Raw genomic sequence first — 22185 nt, forward strand, 5'->3', positions numbered from 1 at the left:
CCATCATCCAATGAATGAAGAGTAAGTATGGTAAATGTAGGATTTTTTGCCGCAGGAGAGATCACAAAGCGAGGGAATATACCCGCAGCGTATAGGCTGCGGGCTATAGGGCAGAATTTAGGCTTTTACTGCGCGCTGACGCACGGCTTCAAACAGGCAAACGCCGGTCGCGACCGACACGTTGAGCGACGAAACGCTCCCCGCCATTGGAATACTGATCAACTCATCGCAATGCTCGCGAGTCAAACGACGCATCCCTTCTCCTTCGGCCCCCATCACCAGCGCCATTGGGCCTGTCATTTTGCTCTGGAACAAGGTGTGATCGGCTTCACCCGCAGTGCCGACGATCCACACGTTATGCTCTTGCAAGACGCGCAGTGTGCGAGCCAGATTAGTAACACGGATCAACGGTACGTTCTCAGCAGCGCCGCTGGCCACTTTTTTGGCCGTAGCATTCAGTTGCGCAGAACGATCGCGCGGTACGATCACCGCATGAACACCGGCAGCATCCGCGCTACGCAGACAAGCGCCGAGGTTGTGCGGATCCGTTACGCCGTCGAGTACCAGCAGGAAAGGAGAATCCAGGCTTTCCAGCAACGCGGGAAGATCATTTTCCTGATACTGGCGTCCTTCGCGCACACGGGCAATGATCCCTTGGTGTACTGCACCTTCAGATTTCTCATCCAGCCATTGGCGGTTAGCTACCTGGATCACAATACCGCTGGCTTCAAGCTCATCGATCAACGGCTTCAGACGTTTGTCGTCGCGTCCTTTCAGAATGAATACTTCTAGAAAACGCTGAGGATCGTTGTCGAGTAAGGCTTTAACGGAGTGAATACCGTAAATAATTTCGCTCATAATGCTCTTAAAATGGTGTCACGGGGTGGGATACCCCGTCGTGCAATCGAATGCGGGCGATTCTACCATCTTTGTCTTTATCCATCATACTTGAAGCTGCATCTGTGTTGGCGGCACTTGCTTGCCGCCTGCCTGCATCTAGAAATCTGTTGGGTCTATAAGTACCGACTGATGGAACAATCGCCCGATGTCACTGGCGTTTTACTCTTTACTGTCAGCCGCTTTCTTCTTCGCGCGTTTCGCCTTGGTGGCCGCGGCGATTTTCAACGTCTTCTCAGAAGGCTTCTTCGCTTTGGCCGCCTTCGGCTTACCGTCTTTACCTACTGCGCTCAGCTCTTTGGCCTTGGCGGCTTTACCTTCGTGCTTGGCTTTATCGCTTGGCTTAGCTTTAGCCCCTGACTTCGCTTTAGCAGTCGGCTTAGCTGGCTTATCACCGTCTTTACGAAACGCACTGTCCGGCTCAAAGTTAACATTCTTTTTCAATGAACGACGGCGGCCAGCATTCGCTGGAGCACTCGAGCGCATCGACCTTTCGCCGGATTTCTTGCCTCGTTCACGGGCGGTTTTACCTTCACCACGCGGTTTACGGCTGCTCGAAATCAACGCGAAGTCAATTTTACGCTCGTCCATATGTACCGCTTCAACGCGAATTTCAACGGTATCGCCCAAACGGTAAACACGACCAGAGGATTCGCCAACTAAACGCTGGCCAATATTGTCATAGCGGTAATAGTCATTATCGAGGCTCGATACATGCACCAAGCCATCAATGAACAGATCGCTTAAGCGAACAAAGAATCCAAAACCGGTGACGCTGGAGATAATCCCGCTGAACTCTTCGCCCACGTGATCTTGCATAAAGTCACACTTGAGCCAGTCGGCAACATTGCGCGTGGCTTCATCAGCCCGGCGTTCGGCCATTGAGCAATGCTCACCGAGTTGCAGCATATCTTCATAATCGCTGTGGTAACCACCGGTTGGCGTCCAGCGATGCTGTAACGTACCGTGCTGTTTCGCCAGCAAATATTTGATTGCCCGATGCAATGCCAGGTCAGGATAACGACGAATTGGCGAAGTAAAGTGCCCGTAAGATTGCAGCGCCAGGCCAAAGTGACCGCGGTTTTCTGGATCGTAAATTGCCTGTTTCATCGATCGCAGCAACATCGTTTGCAGCATCTCGCGATCCGGGCGATCCGCCAGTTCATCCATCAGTTGCGCATAATCTTTCGGCTCAGGCTTCATGCCGCCGCCCAAGGTCAGGCTCAGCTCGCCCAACACGCTTTTCAGCGCAGAGATATGATCATCGCTCGGACGATCGTGCACGCGGAACAGCGCCGGTTCATTATGCTTTTCAACAAAACGAGCGGCAGCGATGTTCGCTAAGATCATGCACTCTTCAATCAGTTTATGCGCATCGTTACGCACGGTCGGTTCGACACGTTCAATACGGCGCTCAGCGTTGAAGATAAACTTGGCTTCTTCGGTTTCAAACGCAATCCCACCGCGTTCTGCACGCGCCTGATCCAGCGTTTTATACATGTGATGCAGTTCTTCAAGGTGCTTAACCAGCGGGCCATAATGCTCACGCAGTTCCGGATCGCCTTCGATGATGCGCCAGACTTTGTTGTAAGTCAGACGCGCATGAGAACTCATCACCGCTTCATAGAACTTCGAGGTCGTCAGTTTGCCTTGCGCCGAGATAGTCATCTCACACACCATGCACAGACGGTCAACCTGCGGATTCAGTGAACACAAGCCGTTAGATAGCACTTCCGGCAGCATCGGCACCACTTGTGATGGGAAATAGACCGAGGTGGCACGGCTACGCGCTTCATCATCTAATGCAGTGCCTGGACGCACGTAATAACTCACATCGGCAATCGCAACCCACAAGCGCCAGCCGCCGCCGCGTTTTTTCTCGCAGTAGACCGCATCATCAAAGTCGCGGGCGTCTTCGCCATCGATAGTCACCAGCGGCAGATTACGTAAATCTACCCGGCCTTTTTTAGCCTCTTCAGGCACCTGCTCGGAGAGATCAGCCACCTGTTTCTCAACCTGCGGCGGCCAAACGTGCGGGATTTCGTGAGTACGCAGCGCGATATCAACCGCCATGCTGGTACCCATTTTATCGCCAAGCACTTCAACGATTTTACCCACCGCTTTGGTGCGACGAGTCGGGCGTTGGGTCAGCTCAACCACCACCATATAACCCATGCGTGCGCCGCTGACGGCATCGGCTGGGATCAAAATATCAAAGCTTAAACGGCTGTCATCTGGCACCACAAAGCCGGTACCTGCATCGGTAAAGTAGCGGCCAACAATTTGGCTAGTTTTTGGCACCAGAACACGCACAATACGCGCTTCGCGGCGCCCTTTGCGATCCTGACCTACCGGTTGTGCCAATACCACGTCACCGTGGATGCACATTTTCATCTGTTCAGCGGAAAGATAAACATCATCTTTCTTCACGCCTTCCAGGCGCAGGAAACCATAGCCATCGCGATGACCGATAACCGTGCCTTTTAGCAGGTCCAAACGCTCTGGTAGCGCGTAGCACTGACGACGGGTAAAGACCAACTGACCGTCGCGTTCCATGGCTCGCAGACGACGTCGCAGTGCTTCAAGCGCTTCTTCGCCTTCAAGTTTTAGTTCATTGCCCAGCTCTTCGCGGCTCGCTGGCGTCTCGCGTTTAGCAAGATGTTCCAAAATAAATTCACGGCTTGGAATGGGTGATTCGTATTTTTCTGCTTCTCGTTCCAAGAATGGATCTTGTGACATAGCGGTTCCTCCGTTGTCATCAGCAGTTTGTTGAAAATGTCTTATTCAACAAGCAATAATTTATGAAGCTGCGGATTTTCTTTGACCAAATCAGCCAAAGTATATTGATTCAGCTCATCGAGAAAATGTTCTACAGCAGTATGCAGCACTTGTTTAAGACGGCAGGCGGGCGTGATATGACAAAACCCCTCAGAACAGTTCACCAGCGCCAGCGGCTCCAGTTCTCTGACCACTTCACCGATTAAAATAGTATTAGCCGGCTTGCCCAGTTTGATACCGCCATTTTTACCCCGCGTGGCGGTAACCAGCCCAATACGGCTGAGTTGATTAATGATTTTAACCATATGGTTACGCGAGACACCGTATATATCGGTGACCTGTGAAATATTCGTGAGCTGACCTTCTGGCAATGCCGCCATATAAATCAGAGCTCTTAAGCCATAATCGGTAAAACTCGTTAACTGCACACTGACCTCTGGGTAGACGTTTACCCGTTTTGCTACCGGGTTAATAGCAACATGATGAACATGATTGTTTAAGATTACTCTATTGGAGAGCAAAACAGCCACAAAGTTTGCAGTAAAATCAATGAAAGTAGGTGAAATGAGGCGGTGATTGTCGATTGGAGCCGGTGATTATCGATAGGACAAATAGAAAAAATAAACCGGGCGAAAGCGCCCGGTTATCATCTATTTTGGATATCGTTGCCTGTGCAAGTGGCTTGCACAGGCAGATAGCCAAACTACGCGTCAAATGGGTCGCGCAGGATCATCGTTTCGCTACGATCTGGGCCGGTAGAAATGATGTCTACTGGCACTTCAGTCAGCTCTTCGATACGTTTGATGTAATCGCGCGCGGTTTGCGGCAAGCCATCAACAGATTTCACACCAAAGGTGGTTTCGCTCCAGCCTGGCATGGTTTCGTAAATCGGCTCGATGCCTTCCCAGTTTTCAGCAGCCAGCGGCGTGGTGGTCACTTCGCTGCCGTCTGGCATGCGGTAACCAATACACAACTTAACTTCTTTCAAACCATCCAACACGTCCAGTTTGGTCAAACAGAAACCAGACAATGAGTTGATTTGTACCGCACGGCGAACCGCAACGATATCCAACCAACCACAACGACGACGACGACCGGTGGTCGCACCAAACTCATTACCTTGTTTGCACAGGTATTCGCCGGTTTCATCGAACAGTTCAGTTGGGAATGGACCTGCACCAACGCGAGTCGAGTAGGCTTTAACGATGCCTAATACGTAGTCGACATAACGTGGGCCAATACCGGAACCTGTCGCCACGCCACCCGCGGTGGTGTTGGAAGAGGTAACGTATGGATAAGTACCGTGGTCGATGTCCAGCAGCGTACCTTGGGCACCTTCGAACATGATCAACTCACCCTGCTTACGGGCGTTATCCAGCAGTTCAGACACGTCAACAACCATGCCAGTCAGGATGTCGGCCACAGCCAGTACATCATCCAGAACTTTTTGGTAATCAACCGCTTCAACTTTGTAGTAATTCACTAACTGGAAGTTGTGGTATTCAATAATTTCTTTCAGTTTTTGAGCGAAAGTTTCTTTATTGAACAGGTCGCCAACGCGCAGACCGCGACGGGCAACTTTATCTTCGTAGGCTGGACCGATACCGCGTCCAGTGGTGCCGATAGCTTTAGCGCCACGGGCTTTTTCACGCGCCATATCCAGGGCAACGTGATAAGGCAGAATAAGCGGGCAAGCTTCAGACAGTAATAGCCGTTCGCGTACCGGAATGCCTCGAGCTTCAAGTTCACCCATTTCTTTCATTAATGCGTCAGGCGCCAGTACAACACCGTTGCCGATGATGCTCGTGACGTTTTCACGTAAAATGCCAGAAGGAATTAAATGAAGAACGGTTTTTTCACCGTTGATAACCAAAGTATGACCGGCATTGTGACCGCCCTGATAGCGCACAACATATTTAGCCCGTTCAGTCAGCAAGTCAACAATCTTGCCCTTTCCTTCGTCACCCCATTGAGTGCCTAGTACGACGACGTTCTTACCCATCTCAAGATTCACCAGGTTGCTTAAAAAAGGATTCTAACATCTCATCCCACGGTTTCCAGCACTTTTAGCATAGGATTGTGTGAAAAATTTCCTATGTGAGCTGCGTACCCACAGATAACGTGACATAAAAATGTCACATATCCTCAACGCCCGCCGTGCACACTCAACATGTAGTAAATAACGCAGCCTGCAACCACAAGTCCCCCGCCAAAACGGCGTAAAGTACTATCAGGAAGTTGCGTCATTGCCTGGATCATTTTTCTCCACGCCTGTGGAAAAAGCATCGGGCCTAACCCCTCAAGCACTAAAACTAATCCTACTGCCATCCAAATAGTTGCGTTCATATCATCAGGTACTCAGTGTAATTCAAATGACAAAAGGCCCACTCAGGGGCCTTTTAGGATAGATAGTGCAATGTTTACAGATAACGACCGGGTATTACTTGGTCTTATCCGGTGATTTCATATAACGGAAGAAATCATCGTTTGGACTCATGACCATTACGTCGTTACCGCTGGCGAAGCTGGCTTCATATGCACGCAGGCTACGGATGAAAGCGTAGAAATCAGGATCCTGGCTGAACGCATCGGCAAACAGTTTAGCCGCCTGTGCATCACCTTCACCACGAGTAATCAACGCCTGACGCTCAGCTTCTGCCAAAGTACGAGTTCTTTCGTAGTCGGCAGTTGCGCGCAGCTTCTCAGCTTCTTCCTTACCTTGGGAGATGTGACGCAACGCAACCGCATTACGCTCAGCGCGCATACGTTCATAGATTGCACTCGACACTTCTTCCGGCAGGTTGATTTGCTTGAGACGCACGTCAACGACTTCAATACCCAACGCCGCCATGCTGTTTGGATTCACCGCAGGTTGTTTACCCTTGGTTTCCTGTTCAACACGTTTAGCTACGGAGGCAATAGCATCATCAGCAGCGGTCGTTGCTGCTGCAGCGCTATCGTCATCGTCGGTACCTTTGTTCAAGGCATCACGCACGTCCAGCGTTAAACGTCCACGCGAGTCGGTAACGATGTCTTTCACATCAAGACGACCAATCTCAGAACGCAGACGGTCGCTGAACTTACGTTTGAGCAGCACTTCGGCCTGAGAAACATCGCCACCACCGGTTGCCAGGTAGTAACGGCTGAAGTCGCTGATACGCCATTTCAGGTATGAATCAACAATCAGGTCTTTCTTCTCTTTGGTCACAAAACGGTCAGCTTGGTTATCCATAGTCTGGATACGTGCATCAAGCGTTTTAACCGACTCAAAGAAAGGCACTTTAAAGTGCAGGCCCGGCGCGTACACCAGTGGTTTGTTTTCGCTATCGCGCAGAACTTTACCAAAGCGCAGCACGATACCACGCTGACCTTCCTGAACGACGAACACTGACGTAAAGAGCGCTACCAGCACCACAACGACAATAAGTAAAATTGACTTACGCATCGATTATTCTCTCCCTACTCGAAGGGTGTCGTCACGCTGCGCATCGGCGCGGCGTTGATCCATGACACTGCCAGAGGAACGGGAACCGCTGTTGCTGGCACTGCTATTTTTATTGCTACCAGATGATGAAGGGCGCAACAGATTCACGCTTGGATCTTCATTATCATTAGCAGGCGCTTTGGCACCACCGCGCAGGATTTGATCCAGTGGTAACACGGTCAGATTACTCCCCGTATTATTGATCAACACCTTGCGGGTATGACTCAGCACTTTCTGCATGGTTTCGATATACAGACGCTCACGAGTGATTTGTGGCGCGGCTTTATATTCCGGCAACAGTTCAGCAAAACGAGCGACTTCACCCTGCGCTTCTAGCACAGTACGATCTTTATAAGCTTTCGCATCTTCCAACTTACGCTGTGCTTCACCATTAGCCAGCGGTTGGATCTGGTTGGCATAAGCTTCTGCTTCACGGATATATTGCTGTTCTTTCTCACGTGCAGCGATCGCGTTATCGAAGGCAGCTTTCACTTCCTCCGGTGGACGTGCCGTCTGGAAGTTGACGTCCTGAACCGTGATACCCATATGATAAGGACGAATTGTCTCTTCCAACACGCGCTGCGTTTCGCTACGCACGGTGGTACGACCTTCGGTGAGGATCTTATCCATGGTGTTTTTACCGATGACACCACGCAAAGCACTGTCGGTTGCCTGGCTCAGACTATCGTCTGGATTAGCAACGCTAAACAGGTAAGCTTCTGGATCTGTCACGCGGTATTGGACGTTCATCTCAACGCGTACGACGTTTTCATCAGAGGTCAACATCACGCCAGAGGCAGCCAATTCACGCACGGATTCAACGTTAACCGCACGTACCTTATCAATAAAGGTTGGTTTCCAGTTCAAACCCGGCTGCACCAGATGGCTGAATTTACCAAAACGGGTAACGACACCACGCTCGGCTTCTTTAATGGTATAAAAACCACTTGCAGCCCAAATCACCACCACTGCCGCAACGGCAATGCCAATAATCTTGCTACCTGAACCTTTATGCTGCTCGCCAGTACCGCCAGTTCCATTACCAGAACCTTTACCACCGAAGTCGCTCAGCTTTTTACTTAATTTACGAAAGATATCATCAAGATCTGGCGGCCCTTGTTCCCGGCCACCTTTGTTATTATTTCCACCAGAATTATTTCCACCAGAGTTGCCGCCATTATTATTGCTGCTGCCCCAGGGGTCGCGGTCCTGTCCGTTATTACCGGGCTGATTCCACGCCATGTTATAGCTCCATTATTCTATGATTGGTGTTCTTCAAACTATGTCAGACAGAGTCGTGTTACGGATAAATCCGGTGAGTTCCTGCTCTTGTTTACAAAGACGACGCCAGTCGACAATGGGCATTCGCACCATTAACCCAATACTACCGTCCTCTTCAATCCACTCTTTCTCAATAGCCTGAAGCTGGTAAAAACGGCTACGAAGGCGACCTGCATCTGGCGGTAAACGCAATTCATATTGCGCGATTTCGCCAGAAAGACGCTCCGTCAATGCCTGAAATAACAACGGGATACCTTCACCGGTCACAGCTGAAAGCCAGACTCTAATCGGTAAATTCTCTTCGTTGCGGTCGATACGCGGGACAAAATTATCCAACATATCTATTTTATTCATCACTAACAGCGCAGGAATTTCATCTGCTTCAATCTCTGCCAGCACCGTATTCACCGCATCAATATTTTCCTCGACGCGAATATCCGCTGCATCAATCACATGCATTAACAGAGATGCCTGTCGGGTTTCCTGCAATGTTGCTTTAAAAGCAGCAACTAAATCATGGGGCAGGTGACGAATAAACCCTACGGTATCTGCCAGCACTGTTTCACTTACATCTGCGACGTTAATACGGCGCAGTGTTGGGTCCAGCGTGGCAAACAACTGATCGGCCACATACACATCGGCCTCAGTAAGACGGTTGAAAAGCGTGGACTTACCGGCATTGGTGTAACCCACCAATGATACCGTCGGTATATCTGCACGCACTCGCGAACGACGCCCCTGCTCGCGTTGTTTAGCAACGCGCTCAAGGCGATTTAAAATCAGAGTGATACGGTCGCGCAGTAAACGACGGTCAGTTTCAAGCTGTGTTTCGCCAGGACCACGGGCACCGATGCCCCCACCTTGACGCTCAAGGTGCGTCCAACCACGCACTAATCGGGTAGCGATATGGCGTAATTGCGCCAATTCTACTTGTAGCTTACCTTCATGAGTTCGGGCGCGCTGGGCAAAAATATCCAGGATCAGTCCAGTACGATCAACCACGCGACATTCGCACAAACTTTCCAGGTTTCTTTCCTGGCCAGGTGTTAAGGCGTGATCAAACAGGATGACAGATGCGCCTGTTGCTTTAACGGCATCTGCAATTTCTTGGGCTTTTCCTTCGCCGACAAAATATTTAGGGTGCGGAGCCTTGCGGCTTCCGGTGACGACTTGTAGCGCCTCAACCCCGGCAGAAGAAACCAGCGACTCGAATTCGCTTAAATCTTCTGTGTTTTTGTCCTGCGAAAAATAGATGTGAACCAGTACGGCCTGCTCACCGGCTTCATAACGGTCAAACAAGCGTGCGACCTCTCAATGTAATAAATAAAGCCAGCGAGGGACGCATAAGTAGTAATGCACTACTTATGGTCCCCGTCTTGGTTGTACAACGTTGCGCCTTATTCGGCGTCATCGCTGTCCTGTTGCGGTTGTTGCTGGGCAGAAGTTGTACCACCGTGGTGGTAGTTGTTAGTGCCACCGCTGCTCGGATTATTATGATGTGAAACCGCACGGGAAGGCACTACGGTAGAGATAGCGTGTTTATACACCATCTGGCTAACCGTGTTCTTTAAAAGAATGACAAACTGATCAAAAGACTCAATCTGGCCTTGCAGCTTAATACCATTCACCAAGTAAATAGAAACCGGAACACGTTCACGACGCAATGCGTTCAGGAACGGATCTTGCAAAGATTGCCCCTTAGCCATTCTATCTTTTCCTTATTAGTTTGTTGTTTTACTGTGAGCCATAAGCTCGAAAATGAACCACATAAAAAATTTGCGCGTTGAGTACTGATCAATTGTACACAATCACCCAACCTATGCACTAACAACCTGAATAACGCGGCTTAACGCTTCGTCTGGTTTCTCTGTATCCAACCATTCGACGTTATCCCAACCGCGCAACCAAGTCATCTGACGCTTGGCCAGTTGCCGTGTCGCACAAACACCACGATAAACCATTTCATCGTATCCGATTTCACCAGAAAGATATGACCACATCTGGCGATAACCAACACAACGAACGGAAGGCAAGTCCGTATGCAAATCACCTCGATTAAACAGCGACTTGGCTTCAGCTTCGAACCCGTTAGCCATCATTTGTTCAAAACGCTGTTCGATACGATGATGCAACAATTCACGACTCGTCGGTGCAATCGCAAATTGATGAACCTGGTAAGGTAGGGATTCTCCCGAAATTTTAACCAGTTCCGTTAAAGTTTTACCCGAAATATAAAAAACTTCCAGTGCTCTAGACAGTCTCTGTGGATCATTAGGATGAATTCTCATTGCCGACGTCGGATCTATTCGGCTTAATTCCTGATGCAAATGCTCCCAACCATGCTCTGCGGCCTGGGCTTCAATACGTTCACGCACCAGTGGATCGGCCGCGGGTAATGGCGAAAGCCCTTCCAATAACGCTTTGAAATACAACATGGTTCCGCCCACCAGCAGCGGAATTTTGTTCCGTCCGCTGATCTCGGCCATTTCGCGTAACGCATCACGACGAAAATCAGCCGCAGAATAAGATTGCGCGGGATCAAGAATATCAATCAAGCGATGCGGAGCAGTGGATAATTCTTCTGGCGTAGGCTTGGCCGTACCAATGTCCATGCCACGATAAATCAACGCAGAGTCGACGCTTATCAGTTCGACAGGAAGATGTTGTTGCAACGCCATAGCCAACGCAGTTTTACCGGAAGCCGTCGGCCCCATAATAAAAATAGCCGTAGGCAGCGAAGTGTTTTTATTATTTTGTTCAGAATCAATCATGCTTAAAAGCCGCCAGTGCGGGCTGTAAATCAACAGGTTGCAGAAGTCCGGAAGGCGGTGATTTTACCAATTGTGGGCAAAGTCGCTCCACTTCCGTGAGTAATTGTATTGCTTGGGAAATTGTCCAGACCTCGTGCTCACTGGCGAGATGGCGAGCTAACCACATAGCTATCGTATCTAACGTGGCAACAATCTCGGATTGTGGCTCGGTTTTAGGCATAGCTACCGCATCAGGAATCATTTCCTGCTGGGTAGTCAGGTAGCCTAACAGGTCGGGTATCAACTTTTGTAAATTTTGTTGTCGTAATGGTAAAGGTACCGTGCGAAGCGTCGCTCTTTGATGCTCAAGCAGCATTTCAATGCCCATTTTTTGCAAAAGCGCGTGGTGGCGATTAAAGGCTGCACTCTCTTCCTTGGTCAGCGTCAACTTAACCGGAATTAACAATGGCTGGGGCTTTAACCCTTGTTCATCAGGCGTGAGTTGCGCCCATTTAAGCCAGCGTTCTGCCACCGGGAGCGATAACAGTACCAATTTACCGGCACGCTCAAGCAGCGCATAACTCGGCGCACATATTGTCAGCACCCGCCCTAAACTCTGGCTATGGCCGTCAAGCGCCGCCTCAGAGCTAACACTGCCGCTCGATAATACATTTTGGCGCGGTACCGATGGCGCTGGCATGATTGGAGTCTGGTCGGGCACCGCTTTGACAGCATGCACCTCAGGTGAAGGACGTAATAAACGCTGGTATAGCTCGCCTTGCGGTTTGCTATAAGGCTCGCCCTCCTGCTTGCCAGTATAGCCTGTCGGCGTTTCACGCAAATGACTCACCCGCGATGTATCAGGGAATACATTGGCGCGTTCTGTTCGTGCAGTCGAGCGCTCAGCAGGTTGTGAGAAATGATTACCACCTGCTGCCTGGCGATTCTCTGGCTGCCAACGCACAACGGGCGTTTCTGCTTCACCACCTAATTTCTCTGGTGATGACGTTTCTGTCAGCACCGGATTTCCAGCCTGTTGCAGCACAGAAAGTACCGCCTGATAGATAAAATCGTGCACCAAACGCGACTGGTGAAAACGTACCTCGTGTTTAGCAGGATGTACATTGACATCAACTTGGTGAGGATCAACATCCAAATAAAGTACAAACGCCGGCTGCTGATCGTCTTTTAACTGCTCCTGATAGGCCTGACGGATGGCATGGTTGATCAATCGGTCTTTCATCATCCGATTATTCACGTAGCAATACTGCATATCCGTTAACGTGCGCGATCCCACGGGATCGGCCACCCAACCGCGGATCGCTAAATCACCGTGCTGCCATTCCACTTCAAGCGCATGTTCTACAAAAGCCGTGCTACAGATGCTGGCTAAACGCCGCGAACGTTGGCTTTGGTCTTTCACCGCCCGATATTGACGCACGAGTTTCCCGTTGTGGCTTAAGTTAATCGCCACATCAAAGCGAGCCAGTGCGATACGCCTCACTATTTCATCAATATGCGTGAATTCGGTTTTTTCCGTGCGCATGAATTTGCGTCGTGCTGGCGTGTTGAAAAACAGATCCAGCACTTCCACGGTTGAACCTTGGGGATGCGCCGCCGGTTTAACCGTCACGGCCATATCGCGCCCTTCGGCATAAGCCTGCCAGGCTTCGGGCTGATCGGCGGTACGCGAGGTCAGGGTCAGGCGAGAAACAGAACTGATGCTGGCCAGTGCTTCGCCGCGAAATCCTAGGCTGACAATGGCTTCGAGATCGTCAAGCGAGCTGATTTTACTGGTGGCATGGCGCGCCAACGCCAGTGCCAACTCATCTTTGCCGATACCGCAGCCGTTATCGCGAATACGGATAAGTTTGGCTCCTCCGCGATCGATTTCAATATCGATACGCGTTGCCCCAGCGTCCAGGCTATTTTCCACTAACTCTTTCACCACCGAGGCGGGTCTTTCGACAACCTCGCCCGCCGCTATCTGGTTAGCCAGTTGCGGCGGCAGTACCTGGATCGGCATAACGGCTCCTGAAAAGTTAGGCGTATTACATCATGGCAGTTTAAGACTGCGGTATCGTCAGCGTTTGTCCCAATTGGACATCCCCTGACTTCAAATGGTTCGCCGTTTTAATATCATTCATACTGACCCCATACTTCACGGCAATATCAGATAATGTATCGCCTCGGATCACTTTGTGTTTGGTCGGTTTAGCGGCCGTCGTTTTTTTAGTACTCGCAGCCGCTTGTGTCGCCGCAGTTCGCGTGGCCGCGGGGACTTTAAGGCGTTGTCCAACCCACACGCCATCTTTTTTCAGATGATTCAGAGAGCGTAACGCGCTCATGGTCGTGCCATAACGGTTGGCGATACCACCAAGTGTTTCCCCCTGAGTGACCACGTGAATCTGCGTGGCACCGGATAATGCTGCCGTAGCTTCAATCGGACCTGGTTGTGACAGGCTAGCGCGAGGCGTATTAGCTACCGCCGCCGCTGATGAAGCCAGCTGCGGGCGGTTTTCGACCTTTGGGACAGATTGTAACGGATGCGCCAGGAAATAATTGCGCAAGCCTTGGTAAATAGCGTGGGCAATTTTATCCTGGAAGGCACCGCTGCCAAGCAGCCGCTCCTCATTGGCATTGCTGATAAATCCAGTTTCTACCAGCAGAGATGGAATATCTGGCGAACGCAGGACGCCAAGGCTGGCATGCTCTGGTTTGCGTTTATGCAAAGAGCCCACGCGATTTAACTCACGTAATACTTTAGTTGCGACGTCATAACCCACTCGCTGAGAATGGCCAAACTGCAGGTCTAGTACCGCCTGACTGAGATAAGGATCGGCAGAGGTATTGGCGAGAACATCACCAGCACCGCCTAATAATTCAGACTGTTTCTCATGCTGCTCCAGCCAGTTACCCATTTCACTATTAGCCCGGCGATTGGAAAGTACCCAAACAGATGCCCCTGTTGCACGGCGATCTGGCGCGGCATCAGCGTGAATAGAAACCAGCACATTGGCCCCTTTCTTACGCGCCACATCAGAGCGGCCCATTACGGAAATAAAGTAATCGCCATCGCGCGTTAGCACTGGTTTGAACATCGGGTCATGATTAAGTAACGCCTGCAATTTTCGAGCAATGGCAATAGTGACGTTTTTCTCTTTCAGACCATGCTGGCCTGAAGCACCGGGGTCTTGCCCACCATGCCCGGCATCAATCGCCACAATAACCTGGCTATTAGCCGCTGCATTGTGCGATTTGGCAACAACAGGTGTGCGGGAAAGTGGACCACCGGAAACGGCCGTTGTTTTGTCATCATCAGAAGCATTAGCAACCGCTGGCGCAGGAGTTGGTGCAGCAGCCACCGGGGCTGTTACACGTTGAGCCGGGGAGGCATTCACCGCATTCATGGTAAATACCACGGTATATTGATTGCCATTTTGTTGCTTGACGGCATTGGTTCTGACTTTTTTGGTCAGTTCAAACACCAACCGCTGGCTGGTGGCATCTTTTGGTGTACTGGCGCGAACGCGTTGAACGATATTTTGTCCGTTAAAATTGAGCGGCAAACCATGCATCACACCGCTTTGATTAACATCCATAACGACGCGGTCGGGATTATGCAGTGAGAAAAAGGAATACACTGGCGGACCGTCAAAAGTGACGGTCACAATAGACTGCGTCGCTCCATTGGAAACATTGATATTTTTAAGCCCAACGGCCAGTGCCGAGGCATTGAAAAAAAGCAATAGCGAGACGACAGCAACTATCGTTATCCACAACCTGTTAACGCGTTCAATCATTACGCCTTTATCCTTGCTTTGCCAGCATCTGTATTATTGTCATTCCGACATCGGAAACCGCTTTAATCGTCGCCAATCTTCCGTGCGGTTGATATTCGAGGGTCAGTTCAAGGTCAGGTTCAGGCAATACTCCCGCCCCCTGTTGCGGCCACTCGACCAGACAAATGGCATCTTCAGTAAAGTAATCGCGAATCCCCATGAATTCTAGCTCTTCAGGGTCAGCAAGACGATATAAATCAAAATGATAAACCGACATTGGATGCAATTGATAAGGTTCAACCAGCGTATAGGTTGGGCTTTTTACATTGCCTGCATGCCCAAGCGCCTGCAAAAAACCACGGCTGAATGTGGTCTTACCCGCACCTAATTCTCCAAAAAGATGAATTACGGTTGCGCCCTGGCAAGCCTTGGCTAAGTTGGCCCCGAGTTGCAATGTTGAGGCTTCGTCTGGCAGAGATAAGTTAAGTTGATTCATTGGGTTATTTCTATTTTTTTTGGCCGGGATTAACCCAAGGGAGAATCTCGGTGATTAAGTCAGTTGCCAACATGCCTCGCGTACCTTGACGCAAAGCGATGCTATCAGCAGCAGCGCCATGTACCAACGTTCCGGCACAAGCCGCATCATAAAGTGAGTGTTTTTGTGCTAACAGGCTGCCAATAATCCCTGACAGAACATCGCCCATTCCGCCACTGGCCATCCCGGCATTGCCTACATCAGCAATCGCCAGTTGCCATTCTTGCTCTGCTACAGCACCTTTGGTGGCAATCTCATTTTGGGCAGCAATCAATGTTCCTGCGCCTTTGAGGACAACCGTTCCTCCGAAGCGTTCCACCAGCTTCTTGATAGAAAGTAAGCGGTCACTCTCAATATCTTGAATCGAGCATCCCAACAAACGAGCCGCTTCACCAGGATGTGGCGTTAAGACGCGATTTTGCCGCTTCTGCGGGCTTTTTGCCAGCATGTTAAGCGCATCTGCATCCCATAATGCGGGTTTTTCGCTATTTGCGACCTGTTGATAAGCTGATTTCCCCCACTCACCTTGACCTAGCCCCGGCCCGATAACGATGGCGGTTGCCCACTGAATCCCGGCTGACAGTGCGGCATCATTTAGTGTTTCAACCATCAGCTCGGGACAAGCAGTAAGCATCGGGCCGGCGTGTTTCTGGTGAGTAAGTACTCGCACCAAACCGGCTCCCGCGCGCAGTGCCGCTTCGCCAGCCATGCGAATCGCGCCAGCAAAACCAATATCGCCACCGATTAACAATAAACGCCCGTGTTCACCTTTATGTGAACAAGGACGGCGAGGCGCAAACCAACGGTTAATATGTTGAGCATCAAGACGTTGTAATAAAGCGGGATGGTGCCGTAACCAGCTTTCAAGCCCCAACGAATCATAGTGTAGCGTACCAACATAATCCCGTGCTTGCCCGGTCAACAAGCCCGGTTTTAGTGCTAGAAAGCAGGTCGTTAAATTGGCATAAACCACCCGACCTGCAGCTACGCCAGTTTCAGCAGCCAGCCCGGAAGGAATATCCAATGCAACAACAGGCGCGGCATGACGGTTAATCGCCGCAATTAATTGATCGTACGGCGCACGCGCAGCCGAAGACAGCCCGGTACCTAACAATGCATCAATAATTAAATCAACAGACGGCGGCCACTCGCTGCTGCTTTCACCGACTTGCCCTCCGCTTTCCAACCAGGCATCGCGGGCGCGCTGCGCTTCTTCTGGCAGTGGTTTATCTTGGTTAACGGCCAATAGCGTCACGTTCAAACCGGCCTGTTTCGCCAAGCGAGCGAGTTCATAGCCGTCTCCGCCGTTATTACCGTGGCCACAAAGTATCAGCCAATGATGAGCGTTGGGAAACGTGCGTTGCGCATGGGTAAAAGCGGCAGCGGCAGCTCGTTGCATTAATACAAACAACGAAATACCGGTTTCTTGTGCCGCACGACGCTCTGCTTGACGCACCCAGTCTGCAGAGTAGACAGACTGTGGTAAACTTGTCGCGTTGTGTTTTTCACTTTGGTTAGCCATGACCCAGCCTCTCGATCTCGTCCAATTATCCCAACATATCAAGCAATGGGGCTTATCGCTAGGCTTCCAGCAGGTCGGCATTTGCGATACTGATTTGTCAGTTGAAGAGCCACGTTTACAAGAATGGCTTGATAAACAATATCATGGCGAAATGGAATGGATGGCACGTCACGGTATGATGCGTGCCCGGCCGCATGAACTGTTGCCCGGCACACTGCGCGTGATCAGCGTGCGCATGAACTACCTTCCTGCAAAAGCCGCCTTTGCTAAAACGCTGAATAATCCCAAACTCGGCTATGTTAGCCGTTATGCATTAGGACGCGATTACCACAAGGTTTTACGCCAGCGCTTGAAAAAACTCGGCGAAATGATTCAAGAGTATTGCTGCGAACATCAGCCCGGCAGCCAAACAAACTTCCGCCCTTTTGTCGATTCTGCGCCGATAATGGAACGACCTCTTGCAGCAAAAGCTGGGATTGGCTGGGTTGGTAAGCATTCACTTATATTGAATCGAGAAGCAGGCTCTTGGTTTTTCCTTGGGGAACTGTTGATTGACCTGCCGCTACCCGTCGATGGTCCACAGGAGGAGCAATGTGGGCGTTGCGTGGCTTGTATGACAACCTGCCCAACCGGCGCAATTGTCGCCCCTTATACTGTTGATGCCCGGCGCTGCATTTCCTATCTGACGATTGAATTAGAAGGTGCGATCCCCGAAGAATTTCGCCCGCTGATGGGCAATCGCATTTACGGATGTGACGATTGCCAATTGATCTGCCCTTGGAATCGCTATTCTCAACTCACCGATGAAGCAGATTTCAGCCCCCGTGCCGTCCTGCATGCACCTGAATTAATAGATTTGTTCGCCTGGAATGAGGCAAAATTTCTTCGTATTACCGAAGGCTCGCCTATTCGCCGCATCGGCCACCTGCGCTGGTTACGTAATATTGCCGTAGCACTCGGTAATGCGCCTTACGATGAAAGTGTGCTCAATGCGCTGCAATCACGGCAAGGAGAGAGTGAATTGCTAGATGAACATATTACCTGGGCCATCGGCCAACAATTGGCCAGACGCAATGAAAACCAAGTTGAAGTCCAATCTTTGCAGAAAAAGCGGCTTATTCGGGCGGTGGAAAAAGGGTTACCGAGAGATGCCTAACACAGAGGATAATTCTGTAAATAGTAAGCCTGTCCTTGCTGTGCATAAAAATAAAAAAGCGTTGCCAATCAAGTGCAAAAAAAAGAGCAAGCGATCGTACTAACGATTTTATTTTATTTTTAATTGTTTAAATTCAATTAGTTAAACTTACGCAAGATATTCAGATCAAAAAAAGTACAGTGCAAAAATACACCATAATCTGTGGATAACTCTGTTAAAAAAGTTACTACGATTGATTAATGGATAATGAATAACAGCAAAGAAAATACACAATCTTTATAAGGGATGAAGTAAAAAGAAGAGTAAAAATTGGAGCGGGAAACGAGACTCGAACTCGCGACCCCGACCTTGGCAAGGTCGTGCTCTACCAACTGAGCTATTCCCGCATTGAGATGCTAGCGCATCGTGCTGTTTTAAACTGGTTTGTTGGAAAACCACAGCATTTGAAATTTTGGAGCGGGAAACGAGACTCGAACTCGCGACCCCGACCTTGGCAAGGTCGTGCTCTACCAACTGAGCTATTCCCGCATTGAGATGCTAGCGCATCGTGCTGTTTTAAACTGGTTTGTTGGAAAACCACAGCATTTGAAATTTTGGAGCGGGAAACGAGACTCGAACTCGCGACCCCGACCTTGGCAAGGTCGTGCTCTACCAACTGAGCTATTCCCGCGTCGCATGGTGGTGCTATTTATTTCGTACTACTTACTACTCGTTCAACACGTACTTCTAAAATTCAAGCCGCATTGTACTAATCTAAATTCACCTTGCAAGAAATATTTAACTTTTCTCGCTAACCCTTTGAAATCTAACTAAGTTTTCGTGGGTGGCTCTTTTTGATGAGCGGCATTATGTACCCGTTCCCCCATCCTTGCAAGCATATTTTCACGATTCCTTTAAAATCCGCGTCAACCGATTAAAAATACGCCGCACTGCCGATTGCATCACCGATTTTAGTATAAATACTGGCTAATAGGCTGTGAACAGTAAGACGGGCTTACAAAGGCGACATAATTCAGCTAAGAGACAGGCCTGCCAGTAACAGATTCGAACGCTGGTTGTAGCGAAGCTAATGCAGAAGTCATGGGCATAGTAGCGATATACCGCAGGGCACAGCGACATACAAGCAAAGCCATTTGCATTATCGCCGGCCCCACACACCATACTTACAAGCTAATAAAATGCTCACGGTAATAAGCCAACTCGGCCACAGACTCCCGGATATCATCCAGTGCCTGATGAGTATTCTGTTTTTTAAAGCCATCAAGGATCTCAGGCTTCCAGCGGCGCGCCAGCTCTTTTAAAGTACTGACATCCAAATAGCGGTAATGGAAATAGCTTTCTAACTCGGGCATGTACTTAAATAGAAAACGACGGTCTTGACCAACACTGTTACCACAGATTGGAGACTTACCCGCAGGTACCCATTGCTGCAAAAACTCGACAGTTTTACGGGCAGCAGTCACATCATCAAACGGGCTAGCTTTTACTCGCTCCACCAAACCGCTACCAGTGTGAGTGCGCACGTTCCAATCATCCATTAATGCCAGTTGCGCGTCAGACTGATGCACCGCCATCACCGGCCCTTCAGCCAATATATTAAGATTGGCATCAGTCACTAAGGTTGCAATCTCGATAATCCGGTCGCGTTCTGGGTCTAAACCTGTCATTTCCAGATCAATCCAAATCAAATTACTGTCATTTGCTGCCATGTTTACTCCATATCTATTATCAGGTTTAGTACCACAGCATGAGTTGTTACTTACATTTTCACTCAAAAATGTACGACACCTCGAACAACCCACCGCCTGTAATTATTAATTAATATAAAATAGCTGGTATCATAGCCGTTTTGGTCGCAACGAGCGATTAAAGCAAGTCAAGTGAGGCGCAGTGACTAAAGCAAAACTGTCAAAAGGGCAACAACGTCGCGTTCAGGCAAACCACGAGCGTCGTCTGAAAAAGACCGACAACCGCAAAGAGTTGGACGATTCTCTGCACGGCGAACCACAAGAAGGTTTCGTCATCAGCCGCTTTGGGATGCATGCTGACGTTGAAGCAACCGACGGCAGCCTGCACCGTTGCAATATTCGTCGAACAATCCGCTCTTTGGTGACCGGTGACCGCGTGGTATGGCGTTCTGGTGAAAATGCCAGCGTCAAAGGCATCGTGGAAGCAGTACATGAGCGTACTTCCGTGTTGACCCGCCCAGATTTCTACGATGGCGTAAAGCCTATCGCGGCTAACATCAACCAAATTGTGATTGTCTCAGCTATCTTGCCTGAGCTGTCCCTCAACATTATCGACCGTTATCTGGTGGCCTGTGAAACCATCGATGTCGAACCGCTCATCGTGCTCAATAAAATCGATTTGCTTGACGATGATGGTCGCCAGTTCGTCCAGCAGATGATGGACATTTATCGCAATATTAATTATCGCGTATTGGAAGTCTCCAGCCATACCGGCGAAGGCATGCCAGAGTTCATCTCTGCATTGACCGATCGTATCAGCATCTTCGCTGGGCAATCTGGTGTGGGCAAATCCAGCTTACTCAACGCATTATTACCGCCTGCTGAGAAACCAATCCTGGTTAATGATGTCTCTGATAACTCAGGATTGGGGCAACATACCACGACAGCAGCAAGGCTGTATCACTTCCAACATGGCGGTGACGTCATTGACTCACCTGGCGTACGTGAGTTCGGCCTGTGGCATTTAGCACCAGAGCAAGTGACCCAAGGCTTTGTTGAATTCCGTCCTTATATTGGTTACTGCAAGTTCCGTGACTGTAAGCACGGTAGCGATCCTGGTTGTGCCATTCGTGATGCCGTCGATAACGGCACCATAGCTGAAGAACGCTTTGATAATTATCATCGCATCCTGGAAAGCATGGCCGAGGTCAAAACGCGTAAAAACTTTGACGAGCTATAAATCATTGGCACGTAAAGGTTATTTATAGGTAAAAATTGAGATTAACCAATTGATTACCCTAATTATATTTTAAAACCTATTAAACAGGGCTGCAGGGAAACAGCAGCCTCCTGATTTTAAGGTCAGATACTCCACAAGAGGTTCTCGTGCTAGATAGTATTAAAATCAAGTTGCAATATTTACTACCTAAACAAGGGCTGACACGCCTTGCTGGCTGGGGCGCTGAGCGCCGTGCAGCAATGCTGACCCAATGGGTTATCAAAGGCTTTGCTCGTTACTACAAAGTGGATATGAAAGAGGCTCAGGAACCTGACCTGCGTTCTTATGCCACCTTTAATGACTTCTTCGTGCGTCCATTGCGTGAAGGCGCACGTCCTATTGTCAGCGGTCTGGATATGCTGTGCCTGCCTGCCGATGGCGCCATTAGCCAGCTAGGGCCAATAGAAGATGGCAAATTGTTCCAGGCGAAAGGCCACTACTATTCTCTTGAAGCGCTGTTGGCTGGTAATTATCAGCTCGCTGAGCGTTTCGAAAATGGCCTGTTTGCTACCACTTATCTGGCGCCTCGTGACTACCATCGTGTACATATGCCTTGTGATGGCACGCTACGTGAGATGATTTATGTACCCGGTGACTTGTTTTCGGTCAATCCACTGACCGCGGCTAACGTACCTAATTTATTCGCACGCAATGAACGCGTTATCTGCACGTTCGATACTGAATTTGGCCCAATGGTACAAATTCTCGTCGGTGCGACTATCGTTGGCAGTATTGAAACCGTATGGAGTGGCACAGTCACCCCACCGCGTGAGGGCATCATCAAACGCTGGACTTACCCAGCAGCCGGTGAAGAAAACGCCATTACATTGGAAAAAGGCCAAGAGATGGGACGCTTCAAACTCGGCTCCACGGTAATTAACCTCTTTGCCGCCAATCAAGTCACGCTCTCGCCGAACTTAAGCAATGGTACGGTCACTCGCATGGGGCAACCCTTCGCGGAGGCTATTCGCCAGCCTGCGGCGGAAAATACTGTTGTAGAAGTAAACGAATAATAAAACCCCGTCAGATTAAA

General features: G+C 49.7%; 18 protein-coding genes and 3 tRNA genes. 3 read left to right on the forward strand and 18 right to left on the reverse strand.

The features are described 5' to 3' along the window. Positions 1-117: 117 nt before the first annotated feature. The 14 genes from rlmB to nnr form a co-directional block, all read right to left on the reverse strand. A complete protein-coding gene (gene rlmB, locus ACL9RG_RS12415) occupies positions 118-858 on the reverse strand; it encodes a 23S rRNA (guanosine(2251)-2'-O)-methyltransferase RlmB (RefSeq protein WP_422792926.1) in 741 nt (246 codons plus the stop codon). Between the two features lie 201 nt (positions 859-1059). Then, positions 1060-3636 (reverse strand): ribonuclease R, encoded by a 2577-nt coding sequence (gene rnr, locus ACL9RG_RS12420; protein ID WP_422792927.1) that lies wholly within the window; start codon positions 3634-3636, stop codon positions 1060-1062. A gap of 41 nt (positions 3637-3677) precedes the next feature. Then, positions 3678-4103: a nitric oxide-sensing transcriptional repressor NsrR gene (gene nsrR, locus ACL9RG_RS12425; RefSeq protein WP_422793025.1), complete on the reverse strand. Its 426-nt coding sequence runs from the start codon at positions 4101-4103 to the stop codon at positions 3678-3680. 275 nt (positions 4104-4378) lie between these two features. After that, positions 4379-5677 (reverse strand): adenylosuccinate synthase, encoded by a 1299-nt coding sequence (locus tag ACL9RG_RS12430; protein ID WP_422792928.1) that lies wholly within the window; start codon positions 5675-5677, stop codon positions 4379-4381. Positions 5678-5820: 143 nt separating this feature from the next. Further along, entirely contained in the window at positions 5821-6021 is a 201-nt protein-coding gene (locus tag ACL9RG_RS12435; RefSeq protein ID WP_422792929.1) for a DUF2065 domain-containing protein, read from the reverse strand. A 94-nt stretch (positions 6022-6115) separates the two neighbouring features. Further along, positions 6116-7120, reverse strand: coding sequence for a protease modulator HflC (hflC, locus tag ACL9RG_RS12440; RefSeq protein ID WP_422792930.1), 1005 nt, complete (start codon positions 7118-7120; stop codon positions 6116-6118). Positions 7121-7123: 3 nt separating this feature from the next. Continuing rightward, on the reverse strand, positions 7124-8401 hold the full coding sequence (gene hflK, locus ACL9RG_RS12445) for an FtsH protease activity modulator HflK (RefSeq protein WP_422792931.1): 1278 nt from the start codon (positions 8399-8401) through the stop codon (positions 7124-7126). 33 nt (positions 8402-8434) lie between these two features. Beyond that, positions 8435-9739 carry a ribosome rescue GTPase HflX gene (gene hflX / locus ACL9RG_RS12450; RefSeq protein ID WP_422792932.1) on the reverse strand — a complete coding sequence of 435 codons (1305 nt, stop codon included), beginning with the start codon at positions 9737-9739 and terminating at the stop codon, positions 8435-8437. 98 nt (positions 9740-9837) lie between these two features. Next, entirely contained in the window at positions 9838-10146 is a 309-nt protein-coding gene (hfq, locus tag ACL9RG_RS12455) for an RNA chaperone Hfq (RefSeq protein WP_422792933.1), read from the reverse strand. Positions 10147-10257: 111 nt separating this feature from the next. Continuing rightward, on the reverse strand, positions 10258-11211 hold the full coding sequence (miaA, locus tag ACL9RG_RS12460) for a tRNA (adenosine(37)-N6)-dimethylallyltransferase MiaA (RefSeq protein WP_422792934.1): 954 nt from the start codon (positions 11209-11211) through the stop codon (positions 10258-10260). Next, a complete protein-coding gene (mutL, locus tag ACL9RG_RS12465) occupies positions 11204-13216 on the reverse strand; it encodes a DNA mismatch repair endonuclease MutL (RefSeq protein WP_422792935.1) in 2013 nt (670 codons plus the stop codon). Before mutL ends, miaA begins: the two co-directional genes overlap by 8 nt. Positions 13217-13256: 40 nt before the next feature. Continuing rightward, the gene (gene amiB, locus ACL9RG_RS12470) at positions 13257-14993 is read right to left on the reverse strand and encodes an N-acetylmuramoyl-L-alanine amidase AmiB (protein WP_422792936.1); all 1737 of its coding nucleotides are present in this window, start codon (positions 14991-14993) and stop codon (positions 13257-13259) included. Between the two features lie 7 nt (positions 14994-15000). Beyond that, on the reverse strand, positions 15001-15468 hold the full coding sequence (gene tsaE, locus ACL9RG_RS12475; protein WP_422792937.1) for a tRNA (adenosine(37)-N6)-threonylcarbamoyltransferase complex ATPase subunit type 1 TsaE: 468 nt from the start codon (positions 15466-15468) through the stop codon (positions 15001-15003). A gap of 10 nt (positions 15469-15478) precedes the next feature. Continuing rightward, positions 15479-17029, reverse strand: coding sequence for a bifunctional ADP-dependent NAD(P)H-hydrate dehydratase/NAD(P)H-hydrate epimerase (gene nnr, locus ACL9RG_RS12480; protein WP_422792938.1), 1551 nt, complete (start codon positions 17027-17029; stop codon positions 15479-15481). Here nnr and queG point away from each other — a divergent pair. Further along, positions 17028-18185 (forward strand): tRNA epoxyqueuosine(34) reductase QueG, encoded by a 1158-nt coding sequence (gene queG / locus ACL9RG_RS12485; protein ID WP_422792940.1) that lies wholly within the window; start codon positions 17028-17030, stop codon positions 18183-18185. The two genes, nnr and queG, sit on opposite strands and share 2 nt — an antisense overlap. Before the next feature lie 310 nt (positions 18186-18495). Here the strand turns inward: queG and ACL9RG_RS12490 are convergent. The 4 genes from ACL9RG_RS12490 to orn form a co-directional block, all read right to left on the reverse strand. Further along, a tRNA-Gly gene (locus tag ACL9RG_RS12490) sits at positions 18496-18571 on the reverse strand. Between the two features lie 66 nt (positions 18572-18637). Beyond that, positions 18638-18713: transfer RNA gene (locus ACL9RG_RS12495), tRNA-Gly, on the reverse strand. Positions 18714-18779: 66 nt separating this feature from the next. After that, a tRNA-Gly gene (locus ACL9RG_RS12500) sits at positions 18780-18855 on the reverse strand. 493 nt (positions 18856-19348) lie between these two features. Continuing rightward, a complete protein-coding gene (gene orn / locus ACL9RG_RS12505) occupies positions 19349-19894 on the reverse strand; it encodes an oligoribonuclease (RefSeq protein WP_422792941.1) in 546 nt (181 codons plus the stop codon). Positions 19895-20075: 181 nt separating this feature from the next. Between orn and rsgA the strand changes: the two genes are divergently transcribed. Then, on the forward strand, positions 20076-21113 hold the full coding sequence (gene rsgA / locus ACL9RG_RS12510; protein WP_422792942.1) for a small ribosomal subunit biogenesis GTPase RsgA: 1038 nt from the start codon (positions 20076-20078) through the stop codon (positions 21111-21113). 146 nt (positions 21114-21259) lie between these two features. Further along, positions 21260-22165, forward strand: a complete 906-nt coding sequence (gene asd, locus ACL9RG_RS12515) for an archaetidylserine decarboxylase (protein WP_422792943.1) — start codon at positions 21260-21262, stop codon at positions 22163-22165. The last annotated feature ends 20 nt before the right edge of the window (positions 22166-22185 follow it).

Origin of the sequence: Rouxiella sp. Mn2063 (assembly GCF_049319665.1) — a bacterium.
GTDB lineage: Bacteria > Pseudomonadota > Gammaproteobacteria > Enterobacterales > Enterobacteriaceae > JBMOUD01.